The 14,279-nt window shown below is 35.3% G+C and carries 15 protein-coding genes; 8 read left to right on the top strand and 7 right to left on the bottom strand.

Annotation, left to right across the window (positions count from 1 at the left end):
* Window positions 1-65: 65 nt before the first annotated feature.
* From galE to ACFOWA_RS08795, 3 genes are read left to right on the top strand one after another with little or no spacing between them, the layout of a single operon-like run.
* Complete coding sequence (gene galE, locus ACFOWA_RS08785; protein WP_378984142.1) at window positions 66-1,088, top strand: UDP-glucose 4-epimerase GalE; 1,023 nt, start codon at window positions 66-68, stop codon at window positions 1,086-1,088.
* The gene (locus tag ACFOWA_RS08790) at window positions 1,089-1,643 is read left to right on the top strand and encodes a hypothetical protein (RefSeq protein WP_378984144.1); all 555 of its coding nucleotides are present in this window, start codon (window positions 1,089-1,091) and stop codon (window positions 1,641-1,643) included. It begins immediately after the preceding gene.
* A gap of 19 nt (window positions 1,644-1,662) precedes the next feature.
* On the top strand, window positions 1,663-2,400 hold the full coding sequence (locus ACFOWA_RS08795) for a tyrosine-protein phosphatase (RefSeq protein WP_378984146.1): 738 nt from the start codon (window positions 1,663-1,665) through the stop codon (window positions 2,398-2,400).
* A 72-nt stretch (window positions 2,401-2,472) separates the two neighbouring features.
* Here ACFOWA_RS08795 and ACFOWA_RS08800 read toward each other — a convergent pair whose 3' ends face one another.
* Both ACFOWA_RS08800 and ACFOWA_RS08805 read right to left on the bottom strand, forming a co-directional pair.
* The gene (locus ACFOWA_RS08800; protein WP_378984148.1) at window positions 2,473-3,705 is read right to left on the bottom strand and encodes an ABC transporter permease; all 1,233 of its coding nucleotides are present in this window, start codon (window positions 3,703-3,705) and stop codon (window positions 2,473-2,475) included.
* Between the two features lie 112 nt (window positions 3,706-3,817).
* Window positions 3,818-4,171: a HesB/IscA family protein gene (locus ACFOWA_RS08805; RefSeq protein ID WP_378984150.1), complete on the bottom strand. Its 354-nt coding sequence runs from the start codon at window positions 4,169-4,171 to the stop codon at window positions 3,818-3,820.
* A 90-nt stretch (window positions 4,172-4,261) separates the two neighbouring features.
* Between ACFOWA_RS08805 and ACFOWA_RS08810 the strand changes: the two genes are divergently transcribed.
* The 3 genes from ACFOWA_RS08810 to dnaA all read left to right on the top strand — a co-directional run bounded on the left by ACFOWA_RS08810 (window position 4,262) and on the right by dnaA (window position 8,126).
* The gene (locus tag ACFOWA_RS08810; RefSeq protein WP_378984151.1) at window positions 4,262-4,792 is read left to right on the top strand and encodes a DUF7935 family protein; all 531 of its coding nucleotides are present in this window, start codon (window positions 4,262-4,264) and stop codon (window positions 4,790-4,792) included.
* Between the two features lie 88 nt (window positions 4,793-4,880).
* Window positions 4,881-6,428: an acyl-CoA mutase large subunit family protein gene (locus ACFOWA_RS08815; protein ID WP_378984153.1), complete on the top strand. Its 1,548-nt coding sequence runs from the start codon at window positions 4,881-4,883 to the stop codon at window positions 6,426-6,428.
* 267 nt (window positions 6,429-6,695) lie between these two features.
* The gene (dnaA, locus tag ACFOWA_RS08820; protein WP_188416942.1) at window positions 6,696-8,126 is read left to right on the top strand and encodes a chromosomal replication initiator protein DnaA; all 1,431 of its coding nucleotides are present in this window, start codon (window positions 6,696-6,698) and stop codon (window positions 8,124-8,126) included.
* Between the two features lie 122 nt (window positions 8,127-8,248).
* Here dnaA and ACFOWA_RS08825 read toward each other — a convergent pair whose 3' ends face one another.
* From ACFOWA_RS08825 to ACFOWA_RS08845, 5 genes are all read right to left on the bottom strand, one after another.
* On the bottom strand, window positions 8,249-8,806 hold the full coding sequence (locus tag ACFOWA_RS08825) for an NUDIX hydrolase (RefSeq protein ID WP_378984155.1): 558 nt from the start codon (window positions 8,804-8,806) through the stop codon (window positions 8,249-8,251).
* 34 nt (window positions 8,807-8,840) lie between these two features.
* A complete protein-coding gene (locus tag ACFOWA_RS08830; protein ID WP_378984156.1) occupies window positions 8,841-9,227 on the bottom strand; it encodes a hypothetical protein in 387 nt (128 codons plus the stop codon).
* Window positions 9,228-9,360: 133 nt separating this feature from the next.
* Window positions 9,361-10,149, bottom strand: a complete 789-nt coding sequence (locus tag ACFOWA_RS08835; protein WP_378984159.1) for a TPM domain-containing protein — start codon at window positions 10,147-10,149, stop codon at window positions 9,361-9,363.
* Between the two features lie 3 nt (window positions 10,150-10,152).
* Window positions 10,153-10,593: a TPM domain-containing protein gene (locus ACFOWA_RS08840; RefSeq protein WP_378984161.1), complete on the bottom strand. Its 441-nt coding sequence runs from the start codon at window positions 10,591-10,593 to the stop codon at window positions 10,153-10,155.
* An 85-nt stretch (window positions 10,594-10,678) separates the two neighbouring features.
* The gene (locus tag ACFOWA_RS08845) at window positions 10,679-11,260 is read right to left on the bottom strand and encodes a LemA family protein (RefSeq protein ID WP_378984163.1); all 582 of its coding nucleotides are present in this window, start codon (window positions 11,258-11,260) and stop codon (window positions 10,679-10,681) included.
* Between the two features lie 107 nt (window positions 11,261-11,367).
* Here ACFOWA_RS08845 and ACFOWA_RS08850 point away from each other — a divergent pair, with 107 nt between their 5' ends.
* Window positions 11,368-12,909 (top strand): NAD(P)/FAD-dependent oxidoreductase, encoded by a 1,542-nt coding sequence (locus ACFOWA_RS08850; RefSeq protein ID WP_378984165.1) that lies wholly within the window; start codon window positions 11,368-11,370, stop codon window positions 12,907-12,909.
* Window positions 12,910-12,941: 32 nt separating this feature from the next.
* Window positions 12,942-13,301 carry a CoA-binding protein gene (locus tag ACFOWA_RS08855; protein WP_378984167.1) on the top strand — a complete coding sequence of 120 codons (360 nt, stop codon included), beginning with the start codon at window positions 12,942-12,944 and terminating at the stop codon, window positions 13,299-13,301.
* Window positions 13,302-14,279: the final 978 nt, after the last annotated feature.

A 14,279-nucleotide genomic window follows, 5' to 3' on the forward strand; every position in this document is an offset into this window, starting at 1 on the left:
CATTGCCTGAAGAGGCTTTGGCAAAAATAGAACACAAAGATTTCAATAAATACAATCGTTAAAAAATGTCTAAAATTTTAGTTACCGGAGGCACCGGATACATAGGTTCTCATACTGTTGTCGAATTGCATAACGCGGGTTATGAAGTTGTAATTATTGATGATTTATCAAACTCCAGTATTAAAATTTTGGATCAGATTGGAGCCATAATTGGTGTAAAGCCAGCGTTTCATCAATTCGATTTATGTGATGTTCAAAAAGTAAATGATTTCGCTGCGAAGCATAATGATATTACTGGTATTATTCACTTCGCAGCTTTTAAGGCTGTTGGCGAATCTGTTCAAAAACCTTTAAAATACTATAAAAACAATTTTTTTAGCCTTATTAATCTATTAGAAGCTTTTAACAGAAAAATCAATTTCGTTTTTTCTTCTTCTTGTACGGTTTACGGGCAACCAGATAATTTACCGGTTACTGAAGCTGAAAACGTTAAACAAGCAGAATCTCCTTATGGAAATACTAAGCAAATTGCTGAGGAAATTTTAGTAGAAACTGCTGCAGTAACTCCAGATTTAAATGTTGTTGCTTTACGTTATTTTAACCCGGTTGGTGCACATGAAACTGCATTGATTGGAGAATTACCAATTGGCGTTCCTGCAAACTTAGTACCTTTTATTACACAATCTGCTATAGGTAAACGTGGTCCGATTACGGTTTATGGTAACGATTACAACACACCTGATGGAAGTGCAATTCGTGATTATATCCATGTGGTTGATTTAGCTAAAGCACATGTTGCTGCTATAAAAAGAATGGAAAGCACTAGTGCAGAAACCAATTACGAAGTGTTTAATATTGGTACAGGAAAAGGAACATCTGTATTGGAAATTATTAAAGCTTTCGAATCATCAACAGGTGAAAAATTGAATTACCAAATTGGTGCTCGTAGAGAAGGAGATATCGAACAAATTTATGGCGATGTAACCAAATCAAAAGAGTTGCTTAACTGGCAAACACAATTAGATATTAATGAAATGATGCGTTCTGCATGGGAGTGGGAAAAGTACATTAAAGCAAATCCGTTTTAAATGAAGCTTGCCGAGCATAAAAACTTAAAACTCGTTATTACAGAATTACCTGTTAAAGAAAAGGATAAGTTATTGCTTCGCTTAATTGCAAAGGATAAAGTTTTAACAGAACACCTACATTTTAAATTGCTTGAAGATGAATCGGATTTGGAAAATCGAAAGGAGCAGATAAAATCTGATATCGACAATCAAATACCCGAGCTCAAAAAATTAACAGTTAAAGAAGCGCTAGCTAAAGTTAGGAAAATGATTACTGGTGTAAATCATTTTTATAAAGTAACGAAAGATGCTGTAGGTGAGGTAGAATTAAAAATTTATATCTTAAATAAAATTCCAGTCGATTATAAAAAATCTGTTTTCGGATATAAGGACTTTGGTTTTTTATTTGCTACATATTATTTAAAAACAGTTGCTATCACCTTAAATAAGTCTAAAAAACTTCATGAAGATTTTCAATTTGATTTAAGTGAAAATATAAATCAATTGTTATCTAAAATTTATTCTTCTAAATTAGCGGTAGCTGCTGAAGCTTCAAATTTGCCCAAAGAAGTTTAGATCTCACAGTTAAATTAAAATGCTCGATTTTTTCAAAAAGAAGAAAACAACACCACAATTTAATTTTGCAAACATTGGTACGGATATGCACTCGCACATTATTCCGGGCATAGATGATGGTGCGCAAACCCTTAACGATTCTTTACTGCTTGCCAAAAAGTTTAAGGCACTTGGCTTTAAAAAACTTATCGCTACGCCTCATATCATGGCAGATTATTTTAGAAATACGCCAGATACAATAAATAGAGCTTTAGATATTCTAAGAAAGGGTTTGCTTGATATTCAGTTAGATTTAGATGTTAATGCAGCAGCCGAGTATTATTTAGATGAAACATTAGAAAAGAAGATCAGGCGAAAGGATGTTTTAACGTTTGGAAATAATTATCTACTGTTTGAACTTTCTTATATAAACGCTCCGCAAAACCTTTTCAATTTCATTAAAACCATTCAGAATGCTGGCTACAAGCCTGTTTTGGCTCATCCAGAACGATATCCGTATTATTATGGTGCAACAGAAACCTATCAACAGATTAGGGAAACTGGCTGTTTGCTACAATTAAATTCTATAGCATTAACCGGATACTACGGTACGAGCGCTAAAAAAGTTGCGGAATACATGGTCGAGAATCATTTAGTAGATTTTATCGGCAGCGATATGCATCATCTTAAACACGCAGCAGCCTTACAAGAAAGTCTGAATACAAGTTCGATGCAAAGACTTTTAAGCATGCATCAACTCAATAATGCTTTACTTTAAATTCTTTAATTCTCACAGCCTATAAATCCATTCTTTTAAAATAAGAAGATTAGCATGAGATATGGCTATTGTTTATTCATACCTCAAGGCTTCAACTGGGTCTAGTTTTGATGCTTTTTTTGCAGGATAATAACCTGATAAAATACCAACGCCAACACAGATAACAAAACCTCCGAATATAAATAACCATGGTATTATAAATGAACCACCCATAGCCAGTGAGATTAAATTTCCAATAACAATACCAAGAAATATACCTAAGCTACCACCCATCAAACAAATTACTACGGCTTCAATTAAAAACTGGCGGCGAATAACTTTTGGGTTTGCACCAATTGCTTTTCTGATTCCAATTTCACGGGTTCTTTCCGTAACCGAAACCAACATAATATTCATCAACCCGATAGATGCACCAATTAAAGTAATAATTCCAATGGCTACACCTCCAATTGCTACGAAAGCTAGGTTTTCGAATAAGGTTTGAGCTACTGCATCGCTCTTGGTAATTTCAAAATTGTTTGGTTCATTAATTTTTACTTTTCTAATATTTCTAAATAATGCTGTAGATTCTCCAATAATATTTTCCTGCATATCATTGGTTGGTACCATTACCGTAATGGTATAAGATGGATTAGCATTTGCATTAATTTGCTTTGCTTTTAATAGTGGAACATAAACTGCTCTATCGCCACTAAAACCCATACTCGAACCTTTGGTTGCCAAAACGCCTACAATTTTAAACCTGTTGTTGCCAACATTAATAAGTTTATCCATTGGGTCGGCATTTTTAAATAGCTTTTCTACAATTTCACTACCTACGATACAAACATTACTACCTAATTCTACCTCTGATGTGCTAAAATTTCTTCCTTCGGCTAAACTCAAACCTTGAGAGTTTAAGCCGTTTTCATCAATACCTTGAACATTTATATTTGGATTTGTTTTTAAACTTCCATTTTTTACAGTAGAACCACCACTGGCAAAAACACTTACTGCAACTGTTGCGGGTGTATTTAAGCTGTCTTTAAAATTTACTGCATCTTCGTATCGAATAGCCTTAAAGGGCTTTGGTCTTTTTCCTTGTCCGCCAATTCTAATCCCGGTACCGCGGTTACGTATGGTAAATGAATTTGCACCCATACTACTAAATGCCTGAGTCATGCTGGTTTTTACGGCATCGAGTGTAGTTAAAATGCCAACAAGTGCACTTAAACCAATCGCAATAATTAAAGCCGTAAGCATGGTACGTAACCGATTGCTTTTGATAGATTGTAATGCCAGCCTGATGTTTTCTCTGTAATTCATTTAGTTATAAGCGTAATTGCGATAAGACTTTTATTAGCAAATTACTTTAAAAATAAAAAAGTCCCGTTGTTTAGACAAGGGGACTGTGTATTATGTTACAATTTAATTTTCTTTATGCCGAAAAACTTGTTCCGCAACCGCACGTGCTGGTTGCATTAGGGTTAACAAAAGTAAAGCCGCGAGAGTTTAAACCATCTTGCCAGTCAATCATCATTCCCATTAAATACATTTGGTGTGCTTTGTTCATAAAAACTTTAATGCCATCAATATAATATTCTTGGTCGCCATCTTTTCTTTGGTCGAAACCTAAAATATAATTCATACCTGCGCAACCTCCACCTTCAACGCCTACGCGTAAACCATAATCATCACCAATTTCTTGTTGATCTTTCAATTTATATAACTCTTTTGCTGCACCTTCAGAAAAAGTAACTGGTGCAAATGCGGTATCAACTGTTGTGCTCATGTTATTTAAATTTAATCTATCACAAATATAAATAATAATGCACATTTTTGCTTTTATCGGGTTTTAAAATTACCGTACTTAAACAATACCATGAATACACAACAAATCTTAACCGATATATTTACTCTTGCAATAGGAATTTCAATTGCCTTATTTGTGCTTTATTGTTTTTTGAAAAACGATATACAGCCTTTTTTTAATTTGAAAACGGTTGAGTTAAACAAAGAATCCAGAGCTCATTTGCTGCCTTTGAGATTACAGGCACACGAACGTTTAATCATTTTTATTGATAGAATTAATCCAGCTAATTTATTAATTCGATTGCACCAACAAGGAATAGGAATTGCAGTTTTACAGGCTGGCATTTTAAACGAAATCCGTTCAGAATATCAGCATAATATAACACAACAACTTTACGTAGATAGTATTACATGGAACGTGGTAAGGAAGCTGAAAGATGATACCATTGCAATGATAAATAATGCTGTGCAAGGTTTACCCGCCGATGCCAACGGAATAGAATTAAGCAAAGCAATTTTGCAGCACATGGCCAGCATTGATGAAAATCCTTATGATTTAACTATTGAGTTAATAAAAAAAGACATACAGAAACTATTCTAATTTAAGCTTGTAACATAATTGGAAACTTGCAATATTCTAAATTGTAAAAGATTACCAATGAGCTACTGAACCAACCTACAATCAAATTATGAGCGATAAAAAACATACCACTACATCTGGGATCGAAATTAAGGAATTGTATTTGTCGGCACAGCCAATGGTAGAAAAGCCCGGAGAATTTCCTTTTACTCGGGGTATTCAAAAAGATATGTATCGCGGTAGGTTATGGACAATGAGGCAATATGCCGGTTTTTCTACAGCAGAAGAATCCAATAAACGTTATCATTATTTGTTAAATCAAGGCACAACTGGTTTGTCTGTTGCTTTTGATTTACCAACTCAAATTGGTTATGATTCTGATCATGAAATGGCTGATGGGGAAGTAGGAAAAGTGGGTGTGGCAATCGATTCGTTAAAAGATATGGAGATATTATTTGATGGAATTGAGCTGAAAAACATCACTACATCAATGACAATTAATGCAACTGCTTCCATTCTGCTTGCCATGTACATTGCATTGGCAAAAAAGCAAGGAGCAGATTTAAAACAAATATCGGGAACAATACAAAATGATATTTTAAAAGAATATGCTGCCCGAGGAACATATATTTATCCTCCAAAACCATCTATGCGGTTAATTACCGATATTTTTGAGTTCTGTAGTAAAGAGGTGCCAAAATGGAACACGATTTCTATTTCTGGCTATCACATACGCGAGGCAGGCTCAACCGCAGTTCAGGAATTAGCATTTACACTAGCTAATGGTAAAACTTATTTAAAAGCAGCGATAGATAAAGGATTAGATATTAATGTTTTTGCTAAACGATTATCGTTCTTTTTTAATTGCCACAACAATTTTTTTGAAGAGATTGCGAAATTTAGAGCAGCAAGAAGGATGTGGGCAAAGATTACGAAAGATTTAGGCGCAATGGATGAGAAGGCACAGATGCTTCGCTTTCACACTCAAACCGGTGGTTCTACTTTAACGGCTCAGCAACCTTTAAATAATGTTATCCGTGTTACCAATCAAGCAATGGCTGCTGTTTTAGGTGGAACGCAATCGTTACACACTAACGGCTATGATGAAGCATTATCTTTACCAACAGAAGCTGCCGCAAAAATTGCCTTAAGAACCCAACAAATTATTGGTTTTGAAAGTGGTGTAACCGATACAGTGGATCCTTTGGCGGGCTCTTTTTTTGTTGAAAGTTTAACAGACGAGGTTGAAGCTGCGGCTTGGGCTTATATCGAAAAAATTGATGCAATGGGCGGATCTGTAAATGCAATCGAAAGTGATTACATGCAGCAAGAAATTGCATCTGCCGCATACGAATATCAAAATGAAATTGAAGATGGTAGCAGGATTTCGGTTGGTGTAAATAAATTTACTCAAAAGGAAGAAGGCATAACCGAAGTTTTTAATATTGATGATTCTATTCGTAAACTTCAAACTCAAAAATTAGAACAGCTAAAAACCGAACGGGATAATGTGGCAGTAACAAAGGCATTGAACTCAATTGCTGATGCATCTAAAACTGACACTAATCTAATGCCCTTAATTATAGATGCTATAGAAAAATATGCAACCCTAGGGGAGATAGCTGATGTTTTAAGAAACACCTTTGGCGAATATTAACCAATTACTTTGTGAATTTTAGATTTGCTCGAAATGGGGAATTAGTACCGTTAAATCGATTTTATTGTGGAAAACCAATGTTAATAAATAGTTATCCACACTAAAAATTCAGGTTAAGTGTGATAGATAACTGCTTATGAATACGTTACAAAATAATTGAAATTTTTGTTTCAAATGTTGATAATTTTATCAATATTCGTAGTCCCGAAACGGACCATCCCGTAAATTCGAATCGGCACTGTAAACCAATAAATTATAGAAATCGCAATGGAAAAAACTTGTACAGAAGTGTGGAAGAACTGTCTTCAAATTATTAAGGATAACATCCCGAACCAAAGTTTTAAAACCTGGTTCGAGCCAATAACAGCCCTTAAATTAGAAGGTAAGGTTTTAACCATTCAGGTACCGAGTTTGTTCTTTTACGAATGGCTTGAAGAGCATTACGTAGGCTTATTACGTAAAACTGTTAAAAAACAACTCGGAGAGGATGGCCGGTTAGAATATAATATCGTTGTAGATAAATCATCAAACAGCGGGAGTCCTTACACTACAAATATGCCTTCAAACGGAAATGGGGCAGAAGCAAAAATTCAATCCATGCCTATTCCGGTATCGATTAACAAAGACATTAAAAATCCGTTCATCATCCCCGGATTAAAGAAATTAAACGTAGATCCTCAATTAAATTCTAACTATACTTTCGAAAATTATATTGAAGGAGATTGCAACCGTTTAGCCCGTTCTGCAGGTTATGCTGTAGCTGCTAAACCAGGCGGCACGTCATTCAACCCATTAATGATTTATGGTGGTGTTGGATTAGGAAAAACACACTTAGCACAGGCTATTGGCAACGAGATCAAACGTAGCATGCCAGATAAATTGGTTATTTATGTTAGTTGTGAGAAATTTTGCCAACAGTTCGTTGACTCATTAAAAAATAATACGATTAACGATTTTGTCAATTTTTATCAGGCAATGGACGTAATCATTATGGATGATGTACATAATTTCGCCGGAAAAGAAAAGACTCAGGATATCTTCTTCCATATCTTTAATCATCTGCACCAATCAGGAAAGCAGGTTATTTTAACCTCAGATAAAGCACCAAAAGATTTAGCTGGTTTAGAAGAACGCTTATTAAGTCGTTTTAAATGGGGACTTTCAGCAGATTTACAAATTCCAGACTTAGAAACGCGTATAGCTATTTTAAGAAAGAAAATGTATGCTGATGGTATTGAATTGCCAGGAGAGGTTGTAGAATATGTTGCTCATAACATCGACAATAACGTTCGTGAATTGGAAGGTGCGATGGTTTCATTATTAGCGCAAGCAACCTTAAATAAAAAGGAGATTGATTTAAACTTGGCTAAACAAATGCTGAAAAACTTCATAAAGAATACTTCGAAAGAGATTTCTATGGAATACATTCAGAAACTGGTTTGCGAATATTTTGAGGTTCCGGTTGATATGGTTAAATCGCAGACTCGTAAAAGAGAAATCGTTCAGGCTCGTCAAATTTCAATGTATCTTTCAAAAAGCCATACAAAATCATCATTAAAAACCATTGGTGCCTTCTTCGGTGGTCGCGATCATAGTACGGTTATTTATGCTTGCCAAACGGTTGAAGATTTAATCGATACGGACAAAAAGTTTAAAGCTTATGTTCACGATATTCAAAAGAAATTAAAAATGAGCTAGAGTGAAGGATGTATGCATAATTCCTTTAACCATCTTGCTTAAAGTAAAAAATGCCTGATTTAAATAGTCAGGCATTTTTTTTAGAATTAATTTTGAATCCACAAGTATTTTTGAATACTTTATTATCGATTATAACTCTTGTCAATTTCAGCCAAACCGTAAAACAAAGCCGCAACATGTAATGCCTGGTCTATTTTATTATCCTTTAAAAGTTGTTTTACCTCTTCAACTGTATATTCTTCAACATTTAAAATCTCATGTTCATCTAAATGTTGCTCATGAGTTTTAGTTCCGCCTTTTAATAAGTAGGTAAATGTTTTATTAGTTGATGTTGCAGGATTAGGATAAAGCGTAGCAATTAACTCACAGCTTTCAAAACTATAGCCAGTTTCTTCCTGCAACTCCCGCTTAACTCCAACTTCTGGTTCTTCACCATCCTCAATCACACCGCCAGGAATTTCTAGAGAAATAATATCTGCAGCAAAACGATACTGTCTAACCAAAATGATTTTTCCCTCTTTTGTTAACGCAACAGCATTAGCCCAATTGGGATATTCAAGCACATAGTAGTCATCCTTTATTGTTCCATTTGGTAATTTACAAGTATCAACTCTTAAAGTAGCCCATTTTTCTTTAACCAAATATTTTGAAGCAATTTTTTGCCACTTTTCAATAATCATGTTTTAATTTAATAAATGTTTTATAAGCACTCAATTATAAATACTGCTGAATTATCTTCTGGCGATGCATATTAACCAGATGAACAATTTTATGTTTATCAGCAAGTTCATTATAAATTAAGTTAAGCTTTGGCGCAATAATAGCGTTGCGTTCATTGCTAACGCCTAATTCATAATATAAAAATTCGCTCAATGAATCCAATTTCTCGGATGGTAAATCACTATTAATTAACCATTCTTCAAAAGGTAGAGCATTTTTATCTTCGAGGATTTCAATTGGAAGAAAAAAGCTTCCACGCATGGTTTCTTCAAAAATCTGCTCGGCTTCTTCTAATTTGCCTTCAAGTTTTAAGCCCATTATTCTGGCTAATACTTGGGCAAGTTTTTGAATTTCAGCGGTTATTAAATCTCTTCTATACATTATCAATTATGAATTACCAGTTGCCTGTTATCGGTTGCCAGTTATCGTTATTCAGTTAACAATTACCAAAAAACAACTAAGCAGTTATCAAGTTTAGCAACTAACCAACTAACCAACTAACCAACTAACCAAACTACCAACTACCACTAGAGCCTCCGCCACCAAAACTTCCTCCACCGAAACCACCAAATCCACCACCGCCTGAAGAGCCTCCGCCGCCCCAGCTGCTTCCACCACCAAAACCACTTCCGCCTCTTCCACCGCCACCGCCAAATAACATTGCCCAAAATAATGCATTCGATGCACCACGGCTTCCAATAATTTCTCCATTACCGCCGCCACCACCTTTCCTCATAATTATAATGATTACAATAATTATGATGATGATAATTACGACGCTTCCTGATGCTCCTTTTTTAGAAGCGACTCTTGGATTATCATTTTTGTATTCGCCTTTTGTGTATTTTATAATTGATGTTGTGCCGGCATCTAAACCTGCGTAATAATCACCCGCTTTAAAATTCGGCTTAATATCGTTATCAATTATGCGTTTGGCATAAATATCTGGCAATGCACCTTCAACACCGTAACCAGTTTGGATAGAAATTTTTCTATCTCCAACGGCTACCACAATCATAATACCGTTGTTTTTACCGCTTTGACCAACACCCCACTTTCGGCCTAATTCTACCGCATACTCATTAATATCATAATCGCCAACTGATTTAACAATTGCAATTGCAATTTGAGTTGAAGAAGAATCATCAAATGAAACCAGCTTTTGTTCTAATGCTTGTTTTTGAGATGCCGATAAGACATTGGAATAATCATTTACTAATGTTGTAGGTTTAGCAGGAAAATCCTGAGCAAAAGCAACAGAAAATATTAAACTAAATAACGATAAAAGAAATATTTTTTTCATCTTCTATTTATTTTCATTATTTAAGTAAACAATATCATTAGGTAGTTCATTAATATCTCCACGTTGATATGGAAAAAATAGAGCTAATTTTTCTCCAGCTAAGGCTACTCCTGCTATAATACCGTCGGCTAAATTACCTTTAGCAAAATGTGCATTCATTGCAATTTTTGTAGTTTCCCAAAAATTATCAGGAACAACTCTGTTAATTCCGCTATCACCAATAATAGCAAATTTATGATCTGAATGGGCTAAATAAATCAATACACCATTTCGTTGTGCAGTTTTATCCATTTCTAGTTTAGCGAAGTACTCAATGGCTTTTTCATAAGCATCACCTTCGCAATGTTTATCAATAGCAATTCTAATTTCACCCGAGGTAGCATTTTCTGCATCAGCAATGGCTTTTGCAATTTTATCTTGTTCAGTTTCCGAAAATAACGACATGTCTTTATTTTAAAATGAAGTAAAAAGGGTAATAAATGTTCAAATGTTTAAACACTTATTACCCTCAAATGTTATAGCCAGAATTTTAAAACTCTACTTTTGGAGCATCTTTAGCTGCAGCATCAGCTTCGAAATAACCTTTAGCTTTAAAACCAAACATTCCTGCCGTTAAATTTGTAGGGAATGATCTTATTTTGCCATTGTATTCTTGCACAGCATCGTTAAAATCTTTACGGGCAACAGTAATTCTGTTTTCAGTACTTTCCAACTGAGCCGATAAATCGCTAAATTGTTGTGTAGCTCTTAACTCTGGATAAGCTTCGGTAATAGATAATAATTTACCTAATGCCTGACTTAACTGACCTTGTGCTGCCTGATATTTCTGAATATTTTCTGGAGTTAGTTCATCAGCTTTTACTGTCATTTGTGTTGCTTTTGCACGTGCCTCTACAACTGCGGTTAATGTACCTTGCTCAAATTTTGCCGCACCTTTAACTGTACTAACTAAGTTTGGTATTAAATCTGCTCTTCGTTGATATTGGGTTTGAACAGTTCCCCATTTCGATTTTACGTTCTCATCCAATTTCACCATGCTGTTATATCCGCATGAACTTAAAGTGGTTACTGCTATTACAGCAGCTAAAATTCCAAATACTAATCTTTTCATTTTTATGGTTTTTGTTTTATAGTCTAATTGAATTATGGTCAATTTACTAATTAGATATCAAAATCTGTACCTTTGTTACAATTCAGGATAAAAACCTGACAAGTTGTATGCATAAAGATATCGAAATCACACTGCTCCCGCATCAGGTTGAGCAAACTGAAGTTATCAATCAGAAATTAGCAGAGGCATTAAAGCTTCCGGAAATCAGGATAAAAGGCTTTCAAATATTAAAACGGTCTATAGATGCACGTTCTAGAAAAGTTATATATCGGCTTCAAATTAAAGTTTATGTAGATGAAGAGCCTATTCCTAATATACATATTATTAACTATCAAAATGTCAGTGAGGCAAAACCTGTACTGATTATAGGCGCCGGTCCAGCAGGTTTGTTTGCGGCGTTACAATGTATAGAGAATGGTTTAAAGCCAATCATAATAGAAAGAGGTAAAGATGTAAAACAACGACGTAGAGATTTAGCTGCAATAAATAAACAAGGCCTTATCAATACCGAATCAAATTATTGTTATGGCGAAGGTGGGGCAGGAACTTATTCTGATGGTAAGTTATATACCCGCTCAAATAAACGTGGTGATATTAATAAGGTATTGCAAGTTTTTGTAAATCATGGTGCCGAGCCAAACATTGCTATTGATGCCCGCCCGCATATTGGCACTAACAAATTGCCTCACATTATCACTTCGATAAAAGACACTATGCTAAATGCCGGGGGAGAAGTTATGTTCGATAGCCGCATGACAGACATCATTATCGAATTTGGAAAAGTTAAAGGCATAGAAATTAATTATCAGGATAAACTTTATGCAGATAATATAATATTAGCTACCGGGCATTCGGCTAGAGATGTATATGAGTTATTGAATAGCAAAAACGTTTTAATAGAAGCCAAGCCTTTTGCTTTAGGTGTTCGGATAGAGCATCCTCAAGAAATAATAGATGCTGCTCAATACCACTGCGATATTCGTTCAGAATTTTTACCGCCAGCATATTATAGCTTAGTGGAGCAGGTAGGTAGTCGTGGTGTGTTCTCTTTTTGTATGTGTCCAGGCGGTATAATTGCTCCTTGCGCCACAGGCGAAAATGAAATCGTTGTTAACGGTTGGTCGCCTTCTAAACGAAATAATCCTTTTGCAAATTCTGGTACCGTGGTTCAGGTAACACTAAACGATGTTCAGGGTTATGATCCCTTGAGGATGTTAAACTTCCAATCCGAAATCGAAAAACTAGCTTTCGATGCAGGAGGTGGTAACTTAGTTGCACCAGCACAAAGAATGATAGATTTTGTAAACAATAAGTTATCAATCGACTTACCTAAAAACTCCTATCTACCGGGTACAAAAAGCACAATGCTTGATAACATCCTTCCCGAATTTGTAACGGACAGTTTAAAAGCTGCCTTACCATTATTCGGAAAAAAAATGAAAGGTTACTATACTAATGAAGCTATTTTGGTAGGAGTAGAAAGCCGGACATCATCTCCCGTACGCATACCGAGAGATAAAGAAACCTACCAACACCCTCAAATTAAGGGTTTGTACCCTTGCGCAGAAGGTGCAGGTTATGCCGGCGGTATAGTATCTGCAGCAATTGATGGAATAAATTGTGCCAATGCCATCCTATCATCTCAATAAAACTTTACATTTAAAATGTTGTTAAATAAAATATGAAAAAAACATTAATTATTGGTGCTTCTACCGATCCTTCTAGATATTCCTATAAAGCTGCTCACATGTTAAAGCGGTTTAACCATGATATAGTTAATGTTGGCATTAAACGTGGTGAAGTTGCGGACGTTGAAATTGAGAAACCAAATGAAATACATAGCGACATAGATACAATTACTTTATACATTGGACCAGACTTGCAATCCCAATACCATGATTATATAGTAGAAACTAATCCCAAACGCGTCATTTTTAATCCTGGTACTGAGAATGACGAATTGGTCAATTTGTTAAACGCTCATAATATCGAACCCGTAGAAGCTTGTACATTGGTTTTATTAAGCACAGGTCAATATTAATTTTTTCGGTAAATCAGGTTCCTGATCATTTTTTTAACGTTACTCCCGCCCTCCATTCCAAATCCTCGGTTCGTTCCTCACCTGCGGGTTTTCCATTAGGGTCGGGTTTAGATTATATAGGTCTGTGCAGATAACTCAGGTTTCCGGTTCTGGCCTTTAAAAGGAAATAATCCCATTGGCTTCCATCCTCACCAGCATTCATTCTGCGTTATCGGGGTCATCTGCAGGAAAAGGTTTTTATGAAATTAGGAGGAGTATTTTACCGTTGTAAATATATATCTATCATTTTTAAGCATTACCAATGCGTGAAACTTTTTAAGTATAGTGATTTATACAACCCCCCGAAATATCCTTTTCTTATAGCAAATATCATAAAGCAATAAAAGCTGAATTTCGATAACAAACCTGGCGATAACATTAAAATGCTTAAAATGTTTCAAGTGAGTTTAATTTTTTCTTATTGAGAATCATGGAGTTGTGGGATGGGATGAAACAAAAGGGGGGGACTGTTTGGAAACTGCTTTGTTTTTTCTACTTTTGCAACCCGCTTCGGAGGAAGGGTTAAGGTTTAAGAGATGAGAAAAAGGTTGGGAATTATTTTAAAATAGTTCTTGTGGGAGGGGGAAATTTTATTACCTTTGCAACCCGGTTCGGAAGAGACGGAATTGAATTGAAAAGCTGGGTTAGAGATTGAGAAGGAGCTAATAAAAATAAAAAATTATTTTATTTGCGAATTAAAAAAAGATTTCTACCTTTGCACTCCCAACGGAAACGAAGGGAAAACAAACCGGAACGGCGGATGTCGGGAAGGGTTAAAAAAAGATTGAAATAGACGTTTAATAAATGGGAGACTAATAAGACTCCCTGCTGATTAAACGTTTAACGATATAAAAAAAAAGGCAGCCGTGAGGTTTATGCCGATAAGTTCTTAAAAGAGATGTCAATGTAGCGCAAGCGAGGTAATGAAGTACGGATTCA

This window comes from Pedobacter lithocola (genome assembly GCF_042650845.1).
Taxonomy (GTDB): Bacteria; Bacteroidota; Bacteroidia; order Sphingobacteriales; family Sphingobacteriaceae; genus Pedobacter; species Pedobacter lithocola.